Origin of the sequence: Sutterella sp. (assembly GCF_030539355.1) — a bacterium.
GTDB lineage: Bacteria > Pseudomonadota > Gammaproteobacteria > Burkholderiales > Burkholderiaceae_F > Sutterella.
Genome location: NZ_JAUNSF010000053.1, coordinates 1 through 19,685, shown reverse-complemented (window position 1 = coordinate 19,685; position 19,685 = coordinate 1). Strand labels below are relative to the sequence as shown.

Sequence of the window (19,685 nt, the reverse complement as noted above, 5' to 3'; positions counted from 1 at the left end):
TCACACTTATCGGTTCGTTGAAATCTGATTTTTAAAGAACTGCGCTGCGTTTCAGAGCAGCGAAGGAGAAGAATCATACTGAAGTTCCTTCTCCTTGTCAAGGGCTGATTTTCAGAAGCTTCACTTCGTGGCATCAGCGCCTCGTTTTGGTGCCCACCGCAGCGGGCAGGACGCGAATTATGGAGAAGTCGGATCGATCTGTCAAGGGGCTCTGAGAAAAAATTTCTCCGGCACCGTCTCCGGCGCTCCGCGGGCAGATGCGGCAAGGCCGCGGAAGCACTCTCCGACTCCGGTCGGAGAGGCCGTCCGCGGCCTCGGGAGATTCCCGCGGGAACCCGCGCTTATTCAGCGGCCGGCGCCGTGCGGATGAGGCCCTGGGCCTCGAGCACGCGGCGGCGGGAGTCCTTGAGCACGTTCACCCAGACGTCCTTCCTGCCCGTGCTGTCCTCCTCGAGGTAGACGCCCTGCAGTTCGGTGCCGAAGCCGGGGAAGCGGTTCACGCTCTCGCAGAGCGCCTGGAAGTACTCGAGCACCGCGCCGCCCCAGATCTCGCCCGGGACGCAGCAGATGACGCCCGGCGGGTACGGCAGAGCACCCTCGAGCGCGATCCTGCCCGCGGCCTCGGAGAGCGGCACGTACTCGGCGTTGCCGCGCATGAACTCGAAGTGCGCCTGCTGCGCGTCGAGCGCGATCTTCGGGAAGTTCGCCTGACGGAACATCGCCTTCTGCAGGTCCTTGATGTTGTACTCGCGGCAGAAGTCGTGCATCTCCTGGCAGAGCTCGCGGATCGTGTAGCCGGAGTAGCGGTCCTCGTGCTCGGCGTAGACCTGCGGGATCACCTCGCGCATCGGCGCGTCGCGGTCGAGCAGGCTCTCGAAGCGGGCGATCTGCGTCGTGAGCGACGAGATCTTCGCCGTCGTCTGCGAGGGCGTGAGCAGGAAGAGGATCGAGTTCAGATCGCACTTCTCCGGCACGACGCCGTGCGCACGGAGGTAGCTCGCGAGGATCGTCGCCGGAACGCCGAAGTCCTCGTAATCGCCCGTGTCGGTGTCGATGCCCGGGGTGGTGAGCAGGAACTTGCAGGGGTCGACGAAGTACTGGTTCTCGGCGTAGCCGTCGAACGCGTGCCAGCGGGCGCCCGGCTTGAACTGGAAGAAGCGCAGATCGCTCGCGATCGTCTCCGTGGGATAGGTCTCCCAGGGGCGGCCCATCACCGTGGGCGGCACGAACGGGGCGATGTAGGAGCAGGTGCGCTTCAGCTGCTTCCTTGCCTCGATGCCGATCTTCACGCAGTCGGCCCAGATGCGCTGGCCGGAGACGCCCGAGTGCATCTTCGCGTTGATGTCGATCGAGGCGAAGAGCGGGTAGAAGGGGCTCGTCGAGGCGTGCAGCATGAAGGCGTTGTTCACCTGCTTGTGCGAGACGTAGCGGGCCTGGCCGCGCACGTGCGCGTCCTTCTTGTGGATCTGGGAGGTCTGCGAGAAGCCGGCCTGCTGCTTGTGCACGGACTGCGTGACGAAGATGCCCGGGTCCTCGGGCTTCAGGTCAAGGAGCAGCGGCGAGCAGTCCTTCATCATCGGGATGAACTGCTCGTAGCCCACCCAGGCCGAGTCAAAGAGGATGTAGTCGCAGAGCTTGCCGATGCGGTCGACCACCTGACGGGCGTTGTAGATCGTGCCGTCATACGTGCCGAGCTGGATGATCGCCACACGGAAGGGGCGCGGGGCCTTGGCCTTCTCGGGATCGATCTCGGCGACGCGGGCGCGCAGCTCGTCCTCGTTGAAGCAGTGGCTGTCGATGCCGCCGATGAAGCCGTACGGGTTGCGCGAGGTCTCGAGATAGACCGGGTGCGCGCCCGCGAGCACCAGTGCGCCCTGGTGGCAGGACTTGTGGTTGTTGCGGTCGAAGAGCACGAGGTCGCCCGGGGTAAGGAGCGCCGTGAGCACGACCTTGTTCGAGGTCGAGGTGCCGTTCAGCACAAAGTACGTCTTGTCGGCGTTGTAGACCTTGGCCGCGTGGGCCTCGGCCTGATAGGCCGCGCCCTCGTGGATGAGCAGGTCGCCCATGTCCACGTCGGCGTTGCAGAGGTCGGCGCGGAAGATCGTCTCGCCGAAGAAGTTCGCGAATTCGCGGCCGGCCGGATGACGGCGGAAGAAGGCGCCGCCCTGGTGGCCCGGGCAGTCGAACTGCTCGTTGGCGGTGCTCACGTAGCGGCGCAGGCTCCTGAAGAACGGCGGGAGGATCTTCTCCTCGTAGCTCAGGGCGGCGTCGATCAGCTGACGCACGAAGTACGCCTCCTCGGCGGGGTCGTCGTTCACGACGCCCGTGCAGCGGCCGATCAGGTCGTCCGGGATGTAGCGGCCGCGCTCGACGAAGATGAAGATCGGAATGCCGAAGCCGTAGGACTCGACGCGGTCGAGCTCGCCGTTGCGGGCGTCCTCGATCGACATCAGCACGACGCCCGTCTCGGTCATCTCCGCCTCGGAGAGCCGGAAGACCTGGCGGTCCTTCGGGAAATTCTTGAAGGTGACGTTCTCGCTCACTGCAATGGCAAGCTTCTGCATGGCCCTGTGTCCTCCTGGATGAAAGACAGAGAATGAAAAAAAGGATTCGGCGCGGCTCGGGCTATGCCTTCCTTCGGTTCCCTTGATGCATTCCGGGAAAGAGCCGCCGCCGGACTTGTGGCGGCGCAAAGTATATCGGCATGAGGCCCCGCGACTGCCCTTCCCGCCCTCGCTGATCCATGACTTTTTGACTCGATCGGCCGTCATCGCGCGTCAGAAACCTTCCGCGCGAGACAGAAACAGAGAAAGCCGCGGGAAACCTTCTGCAGGTTCCTCGCGGCTTTCTTGTTCGATGTCCGTTCAGCCCGGCCGGAGGATCATCCTCCGGCCTGACTGACACTGATCATCAGCCGACCCAGACGCGGGCGTTGCGGAAGAGGCGCATCCAGCCCGAGTCCTCGGTCCATTCCGCCGGATGCCACGAGAGCTCGAGCGCGCGGTGGCTGCGCTCGGGGTGCGGCATCATGATCGTGAAGCGGCCGTCCTCGTTGGTGAAGGACGTGAGACCGCCCTCGGATCCGTTCGGATTGAGCGGGTAGCGCGTGGCCGGGCGGCCGGCGCCGTTGACGTAGCGGGCGGCGGCAATCGCGAGCCCGGCGTCCTCGGGACGCAGGAACTGGACGCGGCCCTCGCCGTGGCTCACCACGATCGGCATCACCGAGCCGGCCATGCCGGCGAAGAGCACCGAGGGCGACTCGAGGATCTCGACCGAGGCGAGGCGGGCCTCGAACTGCTCGGAGCGGTTGCGCACGAAGTCAGGCCAGTGCTTGGCGCCCGGGATCAGGTCGCGCAGGCGGCTCATCATCTGGCAGCCGTTGCAGACGCCGAGGCCGAACGTGTCGGTGCGGCCGAAGAACTCGGAGAACATCTCAACCAACTTCGCGTTGTTGAGGATGGTCTTCGCCCAGCCGCCGCCGGCGCCGAGGACGTCGCCGTAGGAGAAGCCGCCGCAGGCGGCGAGACCCTTGAACTGGCTGAGGTCCAGACGGCCCGTGAGGAGGTCCGTCATGTGCACGTCCCAGGCTTCGAACCCGGCGCGCGTGAAGGCGGCGGCCATCTCGGTCTGCGAGTTGACGCCTTCCTCGCGGAGGATCGCGATCTTCGGACGGACGCCCGTGTTGATCATCGGGGCGGCGACGTTTTCGTTCACGTCAAACGTGGTGCGCGCGAAGAGGCCGCTCCACGGATCCGAGATGCTCTGCAGTTCCTCGTCGGCGCAGACCGGGTTGTCACGGCCGCGGGCGATGGCGTGGGAGACCTCGCTCCAGGCGCGCTGGAGATCCTCGCGGCGGAAGCTCGCGATCGTCTCGCCGTTCGCGACGAACTCGATGCCGTCGTTGTCGGTGATCTCGCCGATGAAGTGGCAGCAGTGATCGAGGCCGAGGGCGCGCATCTGCGCGTGAACCTCGTCAACGCGGTCGACCGGGACCTGGATCAGGGCGCCGAGCTCCTCGTTGAAGAGCGTGTTGAGCACCGTGGCGCCCTCGTTCTTCAGGAGCGAGTCGAGCGTGATGCGCAGGCCGATGCGGCTCGCGAAATTCATCTCGGCGATCGCCGCGAAGAGGCCGCCGTCGGAGCGGTCGTGGTAGGCCCAGGCGCAGCCGGCGAGCTCGAGCTTGCGCAGTCCGAGGATGAAGCGGGCGAGCTTCGCGGGATCCTCGCAGTCCGGCGTCTCGTCGCCGAAGCGCTGCGTGGTCTGCGCGAGGATCGAGCCGCCCATGCGGTTCCTGCCTTCGCCGAGGTCAACAAGCACGAGCACCGATTCCTCGGGGTGCTTCGTGAGCTTCATCTGCGGCGTGAGCGTGAGCGCGGCGTTCGTCACCGGCGCGGCCGCGGAGACGATGAGCGAGACCGGGGAGGTCACCGTCTTCTTGCCGGACGCATCCGACCAGCTCGTGCGCATCGAGAGCGAGTCCTTGCCCACGGGGATCGAGATGCCGAGGCCGATGCAGAAGCGGCTCGCGGCCTGAACGGCGTCGAAGAGCCTCGCGTCCTCGCCCGGGGCGCCGCAGGCGGCCATCCAGTTGGCGGAGAGCTTCACTCGCGGCAGTTCAATGTCGGCCGCGGCGATGTTCATGAGCGCCTCGCCGATCGCCATGCGGGAGGCGGCGGCGGAGTTGATGACGGCGAGCGGGGTGCGCTCGCCCACGGCCATCGCCTCGCCGGCGGCCGTCTCGAAGCCGAGCGTCGTGACGGCGCAGTCGGCCACCGGGACCTGCCACGGGCCGATCATCTGATCTCGGGCGACGAGACCGCCCACGGAGCGGTCGCCGATGGTGATGAGGAAGGACTTGTTCGCAACGGCCGGGTGACGGAGCACGTCAAGGGCGGCCTTCCCGAGCTCGATGCCCTCCTCGCAGAACGGGGCGAGCTTCTTCTCCTCGTGCTTCACGTTGCGGTGCATGCGCGGGGCCTTGCCGAGGAGCACTTCCATCGGCATGCGGACGGCGTCGGCGTCGCCCGGACGCTCGACGATGAGGTCGGCTTCCTCGGTGATCTTGCCGATGACGGCGTACGGGGCGCGCTCGCGGCGGCAGAAGGAGTCGAACTGCTTGAGGCCGGCCGGATCAAGCGCGATCACATAGCGCTCCTGCGACTCGTTGCACCAGACCTCGAGCGGCGACATGCCGGTCTCCTCGACCGGAACCTTGGAGAGGTCGAACTTCGCGCCCTTGCCGGAGAGGTCGGCGAGCTCGGGCATGGCGTTCGAGAGACCGCCCGCGCCCACGTCGTGAATGGCGAGGATCGGGTTCTTCTCTCCCATCTCCCAGCAGCGGTCGATCACTTCCTGGGCACGGCGCTCCATCTCGGGGTTGCCGCGCTGGACGCTGTCGAAGTCGAGCGCCTCGGAGTTGGCGCCGGTGTTCATCGAGCTCGCGGCGCCGCCGCCGAGACCGATGCGCATGCCGGGGCCGCCGAGGACGATCAGCAGGCTCCCCGGCGGGGGAACGAGCTTCTCGGTCTGGTCGTCGCGGATGCTGCCGATGCCGCCGGCGAGCATGATCGGCTTGTGATAGCCGTAGCGCACGCCGCCCACGTTCGCCTCGAACGTGCGGAAGTAGCCGAGCAGGTTCGGACGGCCGAATTCGTTGTTGAAGGCGGCGCCGCCGATCGGGCCCTCGGTCATGATCGAGCGGGGCGTGGCGATGCGGCCCGGGGCGCCGTAGGCGGCCTCGTTCTTCTCGCCGGTGACGCAGTCGGAGTCGTTCTCCCAGGCCTGCGGAGCCTCGGCGAGGTGAAGCGCGGAGGTCGTGAAGCCCGTGAGACCGGCCTTCGGACGGGCACCGCGGCCCGTCGCGCCCTCGTCACGGATCTCGCCGCCCGAGCCCGTCGCGGCGCCCGGGAAGGGCGAGATCGCGGTCGGGTGGTTGTGGGTCTCGACCTTGAAGACGGTGTGCACGCGCTCGGCGCGGCGCTCGAAGGTCGCGCCGAACTTGTCCTTCTCGCCCGGACGCGGGTAGAGACGGACGACGGAGCGGCCCTCGAAGATGGCGGCGTTGTCGGCGTAGGCCGTGATCGTGCCCTGCGGGGCGGCCTTGTGGGTCGCGCGGATCATGCCGAAGAGCGTCTCCTCGCGGTCCTCGCCGTCGATGGTCCAGCGGGCGTTGAAGATCTTGTGGCGGCAGTGCTCGGAGTTGGCCTGCGCGAACATCATGAGTTCGACGTCGGTCGGATCGCGCTGCAGGCGGCCGAAGGACTCGGCGAGGTAGGCCACTTCGTCGGGCGAGAGCGCGAGGCCCATCGAGATGTTGGCCTCCTCAAGGGCCTTCGGGCCCTCGGCGAGGAGCGGCACCGTCTGCATGGGCTTGCCGGCGAGCTCCGTGAAGAGCTTCTCGCGCGGGAAGTCGGCGTCGACGACGGACTCGGTCATGCGGTCGTGCAGAAGCGCGAGGACCTTCGCGCGGGCCTCGTCCGTGAGCTCCGTGCCGTCCTTGAGCTCGATCGTGAAGAGCGTGCCGCGCTCGACGCGGGCGACCTCGGAGATGCCGCAGTTGCGCGCGATGTCCGTGGCCTTCGAGGCCCAGGGCGAGAGCGTGCCGAGACGGGGGACGACGAGCGCCGTGATGTCGGCGCGCGGGGTCTTCACCGGAGCGGGACCGTAGTCGAGGAGCGAAGCGAGACGGGCTTGCGCCGTCTCATCGAGCTCGCCCGTGGCATGCACGAAATGAATGAAGCGGCTCGAAACCGCTTCAACGGAAGGCTCCGCTGCGCGGAGGGCGCCGAGCAGGCGCTCCTCACGGAAATCAGAGAGAGCACGGGGGCCTTCAAGATCAAAAACGATGCCGGCTAACTGCTGCGCCATAGCTGCGTATTCCTGGGCGAAAGGGGAAAAAATCGGGCCGTCTCACTCGACCGCGGATTTCAGTGAATCCCCGGTTTTGAAAAACGGCAGGTGAACAATCTTTTAATTATAGATTGCCCGGATGGCCGGATTCCGCGCCCGGACCGCCCCGGGGCGGCCCCGGGCGGAGGCGGCAAAGCCCCGGAAACCGGCGGACGGAATCAGGAAAGCTTCATCAGGATGATGCCGCCCGTGATCATCGAGACGGCGGCGATGCGGGTCATCGTGAGGGGTTCGCCCAGGAAGACGATGCCGAAGAGGAAGGCGCCCGCGGCACCGATCCCCGTCCAGACCGCGTAGGCGGTGCCGAGCGGGAGGTCCCGCATCGCGAGCGCGAGGAGTCCAACGGAGAGCGCCATGCCGATCACGACGACGGCGACGGGAAGCGGGCGGGTGAAGCCCTCGGAGAGCTTCATGGCGGCGGCCCAGACGATTTCGAAGAAGCCGGCCGCGAGGAGGAGGAGCCAGGACATGATGGAATTTCCGGAAAAAGGTTTCCGGGCCGTCCCGGCGGAGGCAGGCCGCAGGAGGAACGCTTGTCTCCTGCAGCGCCGGGGTCGTCCCCGGCGAAGTGAATCATAGAGGCTCTTCCCCGAAAGAAGAAAGGGAGCCCCGTTTTTTCCGGAACTCCCTTCCTCGGGAACCTTCGCCCCCGGGGCCTCCCTTCTCAGCGGAAGGCCTCAGCGGCTGCGGGTGAGGCTCAGCGCCAGAGGGGCGCGGCGCAGCTGCGCTTCTGGACGAGCCAGGCGTTGACGGCCTCCGCGCAGCGGCGGCCTTCGCTGATGGCGTTCACCACGAGCGACTGGCCGCTGCGGCCGTCGCCCGCCGCGAAGACACCCTCGCGGGCCGTGCGCCACGCAGCGGGCCCCTCGACCTCGGTCGTGAGGCTGCCGCGGCGGTCGGTCGCGAGACCGAGCGTCTTGACGAGCGTGTGCGTCGGGTGGGCGTAGCCCATGGCGATCAGCACGACGTCGGCGGGGAACTCCTGCTCGGTGCCCTTCACCGGGGTGATCTTGCGGTTCGGGCCCCACTTCACCTTGACGGTCTTAACGCGCTCGAGCCTGCCGTCGCCCTCGAAGGCGGTGGTCGAGGTCGAGAAGCACCTCACGCACCCTTCCTCCTGGGAGGTGGAGGTGCGCTTGATGCGGCGCCAGTTCGGCCACTCGCGCATGAGATCGGCGACCTCGGGGAGTTCGTGGTGGTAGTCAAGCTGCGTGACGGACTTCGCACCCAGGCGGTTCGCCGTGCCGATGCAGTCGCTCGCCGTCTCGCCGCCGCCGATCACGATGACGTTCTTTCCCTTCACGTCGATCGGGTTGGCGACACCGCCCGCGTTGGCGCGGTTCTGGGCGATCAGGAAGTCAAGCGCGAAGTAAATGCCGGGCAGTTCGCGGCCCGGAAGCGGCAGGTCACGCGGCACCTCGGAGCCGAGCGCGAGCACGACGGCGTCGTTCTCGGCCGTGAGGCGGCTGATCGGGATCTGCCTGACGGAATCATCGTGCACGCCGTTCTCAAGGTCCCCCTCGCCCGTGATGCGGGTGGAGAGGACGAAGTGAACGCCCTCACGCAGAAGCTGGTCGAGACGGCGGTCCAGGACCTCCTTGCAGAGCTTGAAGTCGGGGATGCCGTAGCGGAGAAGACCGCCCGCCTTGTCCATCTTCTCGTAGACCGTGACGGTGTGGCCGGCGCGGCAGAGCTGCTGGGCGGCGGCGAGGCCCGACGGGCCCGAGCCCACGACGGCGACGCGGCAGCCGGTCTTCTGCTTGGCGATGACGGGCTGCACGAGACCGTGCGCGAAGGCGTGCTCGGCGAGCTTCTTCTCAATCGATTTGATGCCGACGGCCTTCCTGTGGATGCCGAGCGTGCAGCCCTCCTCGCAGAGACCCGGGCAGATGCGGCCCGTGATCTCGGGGAAGCTGTGCGTGGAGTTGAGCACCTCCCAGGCGCGGTCGAGGTCGCCCTCGGTCACGTACTGGTTGTAGTCAGGCATCTGGTTGTGCAGCGGGCAGCTGTGCGAGCAGAAGGGGATGCCGCAGTCCATGCAGCGCGCGGACTGGCGGTAGACCTCCTCGTCGGTGAGCGTCGAGATGAATTCGCGGAAATGCTTCAGGCGGACCTCAACGGGTTCGTGCTTCGGCTCAATGCGATCAAATTCGAGAAATCCTCTGTCGAGACCCATTTCAGTTCTCCTCCTTCGCGAGGTTCTCAAGGGCGTTGCGGTATTCGGCCGGGAAGACCTTCGTGAAGCAGCCGAGCTTCGCCTCCCAGTCGTCAAGGACGGCGCGGGCGGCCGGGCTCTCGGTGAGTTCGTAGTGGCGCTCGAGGAGCTCCCTGAGGATCTCCTCGTCGGAGCGGCCGAGGTGGCGCGGCTCGACCGGGTTCTGCTGAGCGGCGGGGACGACGCGCGAGAGCGTGAACTTGCCCGCGCTCATGCGGTCCTTGAGGGTCCCGTCCGGATCCCAGACGTAGGCCATGCCGCCCGACATGCCGGCGGCGAAGTTGCGGCCGGTCTGGCCGAGGACGACGGCGGTGCCGCCCGTCATGTACTCGCAGCCGTGGTCGCCGCAGCCTTCGGTGACGGCGGTCGCGCCCGAGTTGCGCACGGCGAAGCGCTCGCCGACGCGGCCCGAGATGAAGACCTCGCCCGAGGTGGCGCCGTAGAGGCACGCATTGCCGGCGATGACGTTCTCCTGCGGATTGCCGTCAAACTCCGGCGACTTCTTCACGGCGATCGAACCGCCCGAGAGGCCCTTGCCGACGTAGTCGTTCGCGCCGCCAGTGAGGCGCAGCGAGAAGCCCTGGCCGAGGAAGGCGCCGAAGGACTGGCCGGCGATGCCGGTCAGGCGGAAGAGCGCGAAGTCCGCGGGCAGCGCCTTGTCGCTCTCCTGGGCGGCGATGCCCGAGAGGAGCGTGCCGACGGCGCGGTCGGTGTTGACGACCGGCGTCTCGACCGTGAAGGGTTTGCCCGAGGCGAGCGCCACGCGCAGCGTCTCGACGTACTTGAGGTCGAAGGACTTCTCGAGCTCGTGGTCCTGCGGCTCGCAGGAGAAGAACTCGGTCTCCGAGGCAGTGCCCGAGAGGGGCTGCGCACGGAAGAGGATGCGGTCGAGCGAGAGGCGCGCGGCCTTCGTGCCCGGGACGTTCCCGGACTTCTTCAGAAGCTCCGTGTGGCCGATGAGGTCATTGAACTTGGCGATGCCGAGGCTCGCCATGATCTCGCGGACCTCGCGGGCGACGAAGCGGAAGTAGTTCTCGACGTGCTCGGGGCGGCCGCAGAACTGACGGCGAAGCGCCGGGTCCTGCGTGGCGATGCCCGCCGGGCAGGTGTTCTTCTGGCACTTGCGCATCATCAGGCACCCCATCGCCACGAGGGGCGAGGTGCCGAAGCCGAACTCGTCCGCGCCGAGGATGGCGCCGATCACCACATCGCGGCCGGTCTTGATCTGGCCGTCGACCTGGAGGCGGACGCGGTTGCGCAGTTTGTTCATCACAAGCGTCTGCTCCACGTCGGCGAGGCCGATCTCCCACGCGCTGCCCGCGTGCTTGATCGAGTTCGCGGGCGCGGCGCCCGTGCCGCCGTCATGGCCGGAGATCACGATGTGGTCGGCCTTGCACTTCGCAACGCCGGCGGCCACCGTGCCGATGCCCACCTGGGCGACGAGCTTCACGCCGACTCCGGCCTTCACGTTCGAGTACTTCAGATCAAGGATCAGCTGGGCCAGGTCCTCGATCGAGTAGATGTCGTGGTGCGGCGGGGGCGAGACGAGACCGATGCCCGGGAGCGAATGGCGCAGCATGCCGATGTACTTCGAGACCTTGTGGCCCGGAAGCTGGCCGCCCTCGCCGGGCTTGGCGCCCTGAGCCATCTTGATCTGGATGAGATCGGCGTGGGCGAGGTAGTCCGTCGTGACGCCGAAGCGGCCCGAGGCGACCTGGCGGGTGCGCGAGCGCAGGCTGTCGCCCTTCTCGAGGGGATAGTCCACCTCGACCTCGTCACCCATGACGGCCTTGAGGGTCGTGGCGGAGCCGATGCAGCCGTTGCGGCGCGGATCCTCGCCGCCTTCGCCGGAGTTGCTCATGCCTCCGAGGCGATTCATGGCGACGGCCATCGTGACATGGGCCTCGGTCGAGATCGCGCCCATCGACATGGCCGCGGTCGCGAAGCGCTTGACGATCGAGTCCTCGCTCTCGACCTGCTCGAGCGGGATCGCATCGCGCGGCACAAAGTCAAGGAGACCGCGGATGGTGAGCAGGCGCTTGCTCTGGTTGTTGATGAGCTCGGCGTACTTCGAGTACTCGTCGTACGAGCCCTGGCGCACGGCGCGCTGCAGATGCACGATCGCGTCCGGGGTCCAGAGGTGGGCCTCGCCGTCCTGGCGGTGCATGTAGACGCCGCCCGAGGCGAGCGTCTTCCTGCTCTCGTCGATCGCCTCGAAGGCGCGGCGGTGCATCTCGACGGCCTCGCCGGCGACGTCGAAGAGATCGAGACCCTCGATCGGGCTCGGCGTGTTGGTGAAGTACTTGTCGACGAAGCTCTGCTTCAGGCCGATCGCCTCGAAGATCTGCGCGCCGATGTAGGACATGTAGGTCGAGATGCCCATGCGGGCCATGATCTTGTAGAGGCCCTTGTCGATCGCGTGGATGTAGTTGTCGATGAGCTTCGGGCGCTCCTCGTCGCTCTTGGCGAGGCTCGAGACAAGCTCGATGGCGAGGTACGGGTGCACCGCCTCGGCGCCGTAGCCGCCCAAGACCGCGAAGTCGTGCACGCTGCGGGCGCTGCCCGTCTCGACGACGAGGCCGGTGCTCGTGCGCAGGCCGTGCTCGACGAGGCACTGGTGAACCGCGGAGGTGGCGAGCAGTGCGGGGATCGCGACACGGTCGCGCGAGACCGCGCGGTCCGTGAGGATCAGGATGTTGATGCCGCTCTTGACGGCGTCGACCGCGGCGGCGCGGATCGAGGCGATGCGGGCCTCGATGCCGTTGCTGCCCCAGGAGATCGGGTACGTGATGTCGAGTTCCTTCGAGTGGAACTTGTTCTCCGTGAAGCGGCTGATCGAGCGGATGCGCTCCATCTGGGCGGACGTGAGCACGGGCTGCTCGACCTCGAGGCGCACCGTCGGATTGGTCGCGATGATGTTGAGCAGGTCCGGGCGCGGGCCGATGAAGCTCACGAGCGACGTGACCATCTCCTCGCGGATCGGGTCGATCGGCGGGTTCGTCACCTGCGCGAAGAGCTGGCGGAAATAGTCGTAGAGCATCTGCGGACGCTCGGAGAGGCAGGCGAGCGGGGCGTCGTTGCCCATCGACATAACCGGGTCCTGTCCCTGGACGGCCATCGCCTTCAGGATGCGCTGGATGTCCTCGCGGCTGTAGCCGAAGACGCGCATGGCGGCCTTGGGCGAGAGCGCGTGCTTCACCGGCTCCGGGGTCTCGGTGATGTCGTCGATGCGGATGCGGATCTTGTCCATCCACTCCTGATACGGATGCTGGGTCGCGAGCGACGTCTTCACCTCCTCGTTGTCGAGGATGCGGCCCTGCTCCATGTCAATGAGGAGGATCTTGCCCGGCTCGAGGCGCGAGCGCTTGCGGATGCGGGAGTTCTCGATCTTGACGGCGCCCGATTCGGAGGCCATCACGACGAGGTCGTCCTTGGTGACGAGGTAGCGCGCCGGGCGCAGACCGTTGCGGTCAAGGATGGCGCCGACCTGGCGACCGTCCGTGAAGGCGACGGCGGCCGGGCCGTCCCACGGCTCCATGAGGGCGGCGTTGTACTCGTAGAAGCTCCTGAGCTTCGGATCCATCTTCGAGTTCTTCTCCCAGGCCTCCGGGATGAGCATCATCGCGGACTGGGCGAGGGAGTAGCCCGACATCGTGAGGAGCTCGAACGCGTTGTCAAGCGAGGCGGAGTCGGACTGGCCCTGGAAGATGAGCGGCCAGAGCTTCTCGAGATCCTTGCCGAGAACGGGCGAGGAGATGTGCTTCTCGCGGGCGAGGATCCAGTTGAAGTTGCCGCGCAGCGTGTTGATCTCGCCGTTGTGGGCGAGGTAGCGGAACGGGTGCGCGAGCTGCCACTGCGGGAAGGTGTTCGTCGAGAAGCGCTGGTGGATCATCGCGATCGCGGAGGTGCAGCGCGTGTCGGCGAGGTCGCGGTAGTAGACGTCGACCTGGTCGGCGAGGAGCTGACCCTTGTAGACCACGGTGCGCGCCGAGCACGAGCAGATATAGAACTCCTTGCAGTGCTTGAGCTTCAGGTTCGCGATGGCGATCGAGGTGCGCTTGCGGATGATGTAGAGCTTGCGCTCGAGCGCGTCGGTGACGACCACGTCGGGGCTCGGACCGATGAAGACCTGGCGGATCACCGGCTCCTTGGCGCGGACCGCGGCCGACATCGGCATGTCGCGGTTGATCGGCACGTCGCGCCAGCCGAGAAGCACCTGGCCCTCGGCGGCGATCGAGCGCTCGATCTCCTCCTGGCAGGCGTGGCGGCTCGCCACCTCCTGCGGAAGGAAGACCATGCCGACGCCGTACTCGCCGGCGGGCGGGAGCTTGACGCCCTGCGCGATCATGTCGTCGCGGTAGAGCTTGTCGGGGATCTGGATGAGGATGCCCGCGCCGTCGCCCTGCAGCGGATCGGCGCCCACCGCGCCTCGGTGGATGAGGTTCTTCAGGACCTCGAGGGCCTGGCTCACGATGCTGTGGCTTTTCTGGCCTTTGATGTGCGCTATGAAGCCGACGCCGCAGGCGTCGTGCTCGAAGTCGCTTCGGTATAAGCCGCCGGATTGGTTCATTTTTCTTGAGGCTCGCCTGTTGACGCCGCTTCGGGCTCCGCAGGGGCGCATCCGGCCGGGCTCCTCCCTCTTCGGGGAGAAACTCCGGCGGGGCACGCGCGGTCGGGTCCGTCCGCGGCGCGCCGCATCGGTCTCATTCGTCCGGACCCGGAAGGTCGCGGAGTCGCCGAAGCCCGCCAGCGGTCCGCCCATAAAAAGACGGGCGGGAGCCGGGGCGCGCGGTCGACGTTTCTGAAAAGCGTGCGGCTGGGTTTCTGGTTATGAGCGCGGTGAAGCAGGTCCGAGTCCGCTCCTCGACCCGCGCATCGGGGGCCGCCTGAACCCTGCGGTCCGCCGGCTCCCCCGGGCGGCGCTTCTCTTTGGTGCGCTTCATCTTCATCCGGGGGCCTGGGCGGAGGCCGTTCAGGCTTGTCTTCAAGCATGAATGATGAAAGGGCTCTGCAATCGGGGTTTCTCCGAGGAGAAGCCGCAGTCGGTATTGATCGAAATCAGAGAAAAGGGAATTGACCCGGAGCTTTCTCAGGAGAATCACTTAGCTGCTTAAGTGTTTCTGACGAGTCACGGCGAGACCCGGGAGGGGCGGTCCGATGCATCCGACGGACAGCAGAAAGCCCGGGCGGGATGTCTCTGTGAGACCCCTTCCCGGGCTTTTCCGGAGTCCTTCCTCCGGGGCGGGGATGCCCCGGGAGGTGTCAGACGTTTCAGGCTGCGGCGGCCTTCTTCTCCCTGCCCTTCATCGAGTGAAGCGCGATCACGGAGAGGATGAGCGCGGCGAGCGCGACGCCGAACGAGAGCCAGAGGTTGCCGCCCGAGAAGCCGGCCACGAGGTAGCCGAGCGCCGAGCAGACGGCCACGAGGAGCGCGTACGGCAGCTGCGTCGTCACGTGTTCCATGTGGTTGCAGCCGCCGCCCGCGGACGAAAGGATCGTCGTGTCGGAGATCGGTGAGCAGTGGTCACCGAAGACGGAGCCGGCAAGCGTGGCGGAGAGCACCACGATCGTGAGCGACGGGTCGATGCCCTGGACCACCGGGACCACGATCGGGATGAGGATGCCGAAGGTGCCCCAGGCCGTGCCGGTCGAGAAGGCGAGGAAGGCGGCGATGATGAAGACCACGCAGGGCAGGAAGAGCGAGAGCGAGGTGCCGGCGCCCGTGACGAGCCCCTCGACGAACTGCGGCGTGCTGATGAGGTCACGGCAGACGCCCGAGAGCGCCCAGGCGAGCACGAGGATGACGTTCGCCGGGAGCATGAGCTTCATGCCCTCGAGCAGGCCCGACATGAAGTCCATGAAGGGAACGAGCTTGCGCGGGACGTAGAGCAGGAACGCCACGCCGACCGAGCCGAAGGCCGCCCAGACGAGGGCCGCTGCCGCCGACGAGTTGCCGATCGAGGCCTGGAACGAGTGGTAGGCCGGGTCGTCGCCCCAGTAGCCGCCCGAGTACATCAGAGCGAGCACGGCGAAGATGATGAGCGCGAGGATCGGGATGATCATGTCCATCACGTGGCCGTTCGGGTTGGCCTTCGGGGGCTCGGCGCCGCCGCCGCCCTCGACCGCGCCGATGTTGCCGGCCGCGGCGCGTTCCTCGCTCTTTCTCATCGGACCGAAATCAAGGTCGGTGATGATGATGAAGAACACCATGAAGATCGAGAGGAGCGCGTAGAAGTTCCAGGGGATCGAGGCGATGAAGGCGGCCATGTCGGACTCGAAGACGCCGTTGCCCTTGAGGGACGAGCCCACCGCGGCCGCCCAGGACGAGACCGGGGCGATGATGCAGACGGGCGCCGCGGTCGAGTCGATGATGTAGGCGAGCTTGGCGCGCGAGATGCCGTAGCGGTCCGAGAGCGGACGCATCACGGTGCCGACCGAGAGGCAGTTGAAGTAGTCATCGATGAAGATGAGGATGCCGAGGCCCATGGTCGAGAGCAGGGTCGCGCGACGCGACTTCACGCGCTTCACTGCCCAGTTGCCGTAGGCCTTGGTGCCGCCCGACATGGCGACCACGTAGACGAGGGCTCCGAGGAGCGAGGTGAAGATGAGGATGCTGAAGTCGATCTTGTTCGCCATCAGCGTGAAGGTGGTCTGCACCGTCCCCATGATGATGTTCCCGTCGGTGCCGATCGTGTAGATGAGCGTGCCGGTGAGAATGCCGATGAGGAGCGAGGAGAGCACTTCCTTCGTCACGAGCGCGAGGGCGATGGCGACGATCGGAGGAACGATGGATAGCCATCCGGCGGCGTAAGGTTCCATGATTTCGAGGAGTTCTTGTTGTTTCCGGGGATGCCCGCCTCAGACGGGCCGTCCTGCCGTGGGAGTTTTGTTATTCCGATGCGCCCGACGATCCGGGACCCGGGACGCACCTGCCGCGCATTATGCAACAGAGCGTTTCAGTTTCATCACCTCTTTCGGGAGGTACTGATCAAAAAAAACTGAGCAATTGCCGTGCCCGGGAGACAAATAGGTAGAAACAGCCTTTGCCGGAAACCTTCCCGGCGGGTCATCCGAAGCAGGGGCCGGATCATGCCGGAAGCGCATAAGGGTTGCGAATTGTGCATTAGGCGCGCCGCGGGCGGGGCCGAATAATTTCCTCCGACCGAATTTCAACCCCTGGTCCGGGAAGGGCGCACAGACGAGCCGCCGCCCTTCCCGGCCTCCCATTGAAACCCTCCAGGAGCAGCGCACATGACCAGACCCGACCCTTCCCTCAACGTTGACTACGCCGTCTCGCCCGTCGTCACGAACCTTTCCCAGCCCGTGAGCAAGGTGCTCCTCGTGGGCAACTCGCTCATGTTCTACAACTGCGGCGTCTCCTCGATGCTGCAGGGCTTCGCCAAGGCCGCGGGCAGGAAGCTCGAGGTGACGATGGTGGGCATCGGAGGCGCGGGCCTCTACTGGCACGACGTCAAGAGCTACCTCCGCCCGAACGGCCTGAGGAGCTACCGCATCACGGCCGAGAACAAGTTCGAGTTCATCGACTATCCCGACGGCAAGATCTTCGACGCCGTCCTCATGGTCGACAGCACCCAGGGACCGATCCACCCCGAGCTCTGCGCGCTCTTCAACGAGTTCGCCGAGAAGCACTGCCGCACGATCCGCGAGCACGGCGCCGACCCGCTCCTGATGGTGAGCTGGGGCTACTCCGACCGCCCGGGCATGACCCGCGCTCTGGCCGACTCGATCATCACGACGGCGAACCGCTGCCACTGCCCGGCCGTGCCCTGCGGCATCGCCTTCGAGCGCGCGAAGCGCGAGCGCCCGGAACTGAAGCTCATCCGCACCGACAACCGCCATCCGACGGTCGCGGGCAGCTACCTCGAGGCCGCGGTCTTCTACGCCTCGCTCTTCGGCGAGAGCCCGGCCGCGATCAACTTCTACGGGCGCTTCGACGACCTCGTGGTCACGAAGGAGGACGGCGACTTCCTCAAGCGCATCGCCTGGGAGACCGTGCGCGACTTCAACCGCTGGGCCTGAGCCTTCAGGCACCCATGTCATGCGCCTGGGAACGGAAGGGCGTCTCGGGACTCCCCTCCTCGATCTCCCAGGCGTTCCAGTCATATTCCGCCGCCTCCTGGTGGAAATAGCCGATGAGACGCTCCGTGAGCGCCGTCCTCGGCCTGTCCTTCGGATAGGCGAGCACGTAGTCCGTGCTCGCATGAAATCCGCGCAGCGGGATCACCGTCAGGTGGTCCCGGTGACGGCGGATCTGCACCGATGAGAGCAGCGCGAGAAAGCCGTTTCTCGCCACCATCTGATTCGTGAGGAAGTAACCCTGGCTTCTCACGACGTACGCGGGCTGGAGCCGCAGCGCCTCGGGCTGCTCCTTCTGCCAGATCTCGAACTCCTCGTTCAGGACCCAGTTCGCGTGCGCGAGCTCGGCGAGCGTCGTCGCATGCTCGAGGCTGTGCCCGATCGCGCACGCGACCGCGCAGGGACAGCGCATCAGGGGCTCGACCGTGAAGCCTGCGAAGGAGACGTTCTCGCGCGCATAGCCGATGGCGAAGTCGAGCACGCCCCGCTCGACGCGCTCGAGGCTCGTCGTGAAGGGCACGACCTCGACGTTCATGCGGCACTGCGGCACGGAGCGGAGCAGCCGCGTCATCGCGCTGTTCAGAATCGAGCGCGACACGCACGAGGGCACCGCGAAGGAGACCGTGTGCTGGGACTTTCCCGAGAGGCACGCCGTCTCCTCGATCGCCTGGTGGAGCTCCTTGACGATCGAGCTCGCATACCTCTGGAAGCACATCCCGGCGGGCGTGAGCGTCACGCCGGCCCCGCCCCTCACGAAGAGCTGGCAGTTGAGCGTCTCCTCGAGCTCCTTCACCGCGCGCGAGAGCGTGGACTGCGGCAGCCCGAGCGAGCGGGCCGCGGCGTTGATCGACCGGCTCGAGGCGACGGCCTGGAAGATGGTGAGCTGCTGGATCTTGGGAAGTCTCACTGACATTTCGATATCTCAAAAACGCATAACCATTGCGAATCTGCCCATTCCGCGCGCAGGTAGCTCAGTGGAAGAATCCGACAACAGCAATGGCGGAGAAATTCACAGAGTTCGTGACACTGCCCGGACAGATCGTTCAAAGGAGAGATCGTTCAAGTTTAGGCATAACACGACCCGCCGAGCCGTGTTTCCTGCGGAGGGGTTTTCCCCGACAGACCGCCCCTCAGAGACCCCGCAGGCCCAGGACCACCACCAGAAACCCCAAGGAGAAAACTCCATGATTCCAATCCTTGCAGCCATCGCCGTCACGGTGATCGTCGGCTGGATGCTCATCAAGCGCTACCCCTCGCAGATGATCCTGCTCGCGGGCGGCCTCGTCATCATCTATGTGTCCATCCTCTGCGGCGTCGAGAACATTCTTCCGCAGGGCGCCAAGTCCACGGGCTTCATCGGCTTTGACCCGGTGCAGCTGCTCACGAGCGTCGCGATCAAACAGGTCGGCGGCATCGGCATGATCATCATGGTCTCGGGCGGCTTCGCGGGCTACATGTCCCAGATCGGCGCATCGAACGCGCTCGTGCGCCTCGTGGCCGACCCGCTCAACCGCCTCTCGAGCCCCTACATCCTGCTCGCCCTCGCCTTCATCATCGGCCAGCTCCTCAACGTCGTGATCATCTCCGCCGCGGGCCTCACGATGCTCCTCCTCGTGAGCTTCTACCCGATTCTCACGCGCGTCGGCGTCTCCGCCGCCGCCGCGGCCTCCACGATCGTGCTCTCGACCTCGCTCTGCACGGGCCCGCTCTTCGGCACGCAGCAGCTCGCCGCCAAGACCGTCGGTCTTGACCCGACCGCGTACATGGTCGAGTACCAGCTCATCTGCACGGTTCCCGCTCTGCTCGCGATGGCCGTCGCCGTCTTCTTCATCCAGCGCTACTTCGACCACCGCAATGACGACGTCTACGGCGAGTCCGTGATTGAGAAGAAGAGCGAGGAGCGCGAGTGCCCCGTCTGGTACGCCGCCTTCCCGTTCGTGCCCATCGTGCTGCTCTTCATCTTCTCGAAGTTCGGCATCTCGTCGGTCAAGCTCGGCGTGAACCAGGTCCTCTTCCTCACGTGGCTCGTGGTCGTCGTGATCGAGCTCATCCGCCGCCGTGACGTCAAGGGCGTCTTCCAGGATGCCATGGCGATGTTCAAGAAGATGGGGCAGATGTTCGGCGGCATCGTCGCCCTCATCATCTGCGCCGAGGTCTTCGCCACGTCGCTGCGCGTCTGCGGCATGGTTGACGGCATCATCGGCCTCGCCTTCGACACGGGCTTCGGCGTCACCGGCATGACCGCGGTTCTCTCCGCGATCACGGGCGGCCTCACGCTCCTCGTCGGCTCGGCCATCGCGGCCTTCGCCACCTTCGCCTCCCTCTCGCAGGACATCCATGCGAGCCTCGGCGGCAACCTCGGCGGCATGGTCAACCCGATGCACCTCGCCGGCACCGTCTTCCGCTCGACCGCCGCACCGCCCTGCCCTGCATCATCGGCTTCGCCGTGATCTGGACGATGAAC

9 protein-coding genes are annotated in these 19,685 nt (G+C 66.3%); 2 read left to right on the top strand and 7 right to left on the bottom strand.

The window, feature by feature from the left end; translation table 11 throughout:
* Nucleotides 1-341: 341 nt before the first annotated feature.
* From speC to Q4F91_RS08445, 6 genes are all read right to left on the bottom strand, one after another.
* Nucleotides 342-2,564: an ornithine decarboxylase gene (speC, locus tag Q4F91_RS08470; protein ID WP_303336663.1), complete on the bottom strand. Its 2,223-nt coding sequence runs from the start codon at nt 2,562-2,564 to the stop codon at nt 342-344.
* Nucleotides 2,565-2,910: 346 nt separating this feature from the next.
* Entirely contained in the window at nt 2,911-6,867 is a 3,957-nt protein-coding gene (purL, locus tag Q4F91_RS08465) for a phosphoribosylformylglycinamidine synthase (protein WP_303336662.1), read from the bottom strand.
* A 200-nt stretch (nt 6,868-7,067) separates the two neighbouring features.
* A complete protein-coding gene (locus tag Q4F91_RS08460; RefSeq protein WP_303336660.1) occupies nt 7,068-7,379 on the bottom strand; it encodes a multidrug efflux SMR transporter in 312 nt (103 codons plus the stop codon).
* Nucleotides 7,380-7,606: 227 nt separating this feature from the next.
* Entirely contained in the window at nt 7,607-9,085 is a 1,479-nt protein-coding gene (locus tag Q4F91_RS08455) for a glutamate synthase subunit beta (protein ID WP_303336658.1), read from the bottom strand.
* Between the two features lies 1 nt (nt 9,086).
* Entirely contained in the window at nt 9,087-13,694 is a 4,608-nt protein-coding gene (gene gltB, locus Q4F91_RS08450; protein WP_303336656.1) for a glutamate synthase large subunit, read from the bottom strand.
* 701 nt (nt 13,695-14,395) lie between these two features.
* Nucleotides 14,396-15,943, bottom strand: a complete 1,548-nt coding sequence (locus tag Q4F91_RS08445; RefSeq protein ID WP_303336654.1) for a Na+/H+ antiporter NhaC family protein — start codon at nt 15,941-15,943, stop codon at nt 14,396-14,398.
* Nucleotides 15,944-16,375: 432 nt separating this feature from the next.
* Between Q4F91_RS08445 and Q4F91_RS08440 the strand changes: the two genes are divergently transcribed.
* A complete protein-coding gene (locus Q4F91_RS08440) occupies nt 16,376-17,164 on the top strand; it encodes a hypothetical protein (RefSeq protein WP_303336652.1) in 789 nt (262 codons plus the stop codon).
* Nucleotides 17,165-17,168: 4 nt separating this feature from the next.
* Here the strand turns inward: Q4F91_RS08440 and Q4F91_RS08435 are convergent, their stop codons facing one another.
* Nucleotides 17,169-18,134 (bottom strand): LysR family transcriptional regulator, encoded by a 966-nt coding sequence (locus tag Q4F91_RS08435; protein ID WP_303336650.1) that lies wholly within the window; start codon nt 18,132-18,134, stop codon nt 17,169-17,171.
* 271 nt (nt 18,135-18,405) lie between these two features.
* Here Q4F91_RS08435 and dcuC point away from each other — a divergent pair, with 271 nt between their 5' ends.
* Nucleotides 18,406-19,671 carry a C4-dicarboxylate transporter DcuC gene (gene dcuC / locus Q4F91_RS08430; RefSeq protein WP_303336648.1) on the top strand — a complete coding sequence of 422 codons (1,266 nt, stop codon included), beginning with the start codon at nt 18,406-18,408 and terminating at the stop codon, nt 19,669-19,671.
* The last annotated feature ends 14 nt before the right edge of the window (nt 19,672-19,685 follow it).

Bases quoted from the DNA above. Each gene is read 5' to 3' on its own strand.
- Q4F91_RS08455 (WP_303336658.1), bottom strand. From the start codon at position 9,085: ATGGGTCTCGACAGAGGATTTCTCGAATTTGATCGCATTGAGCCGAAG.
- Q4F91_RS08435 (WP_303336650.1), bottom strand. From the start codon at position 18,134: ATGTCAGTGAGACTTCCCAAGATCCAGCAGCTCACCATCTTCCAGGCC.
- gltB (WP_303336656.1), bottom strand. From the start codon at position 13,694: ATGAACCAATCCGGCGGCTTATACCGAAGCGACTTCGAGCACGACGCC.
- dcuC (WP_303336648.1), top strand. From the start codon at position 18,406: ATGATTCCAATCCTTGCAGCCATCGCCGTCACGGTGATCGTCGGCTGG.
- purL (WP_303336662.1), bottom strand. From the start codon at position 6,867: ATGGCGCAGCAGTTAGCCGGCATCGTTTTTGATCTTGAAGGCCCCCGT.
- Q4F91_RS08445 (WP_303336654.1), bottom strand. From the start codon at position 15,943: ATGGAACCTTACGCCGCCGGATGGCTATCCATCGTTCCTCCGATCGTC.
- Q4F91_RS08460 (WP_303336660.1), bottom strand. From the start codon at position 7,379: ATGTCCTGGCTCCTCCTCCTCGCGGCCGGCTTCTTCGAAATCGTCTGG.
- Q4F91_RS08440 (WP_303336652.1), top strand. From the start codon at position 16,376: ATGACCAGACCCGACCCTTCCCTCAACGTTGACTACGCCGTCTCGCCC.
- speC (WP_303336663.1), bottom strand. From the start codon at position 2,564: ATGCAGAAGCTTGCCATTGCAGTGAGCGAGAACGTCACCTTCAAGAAT.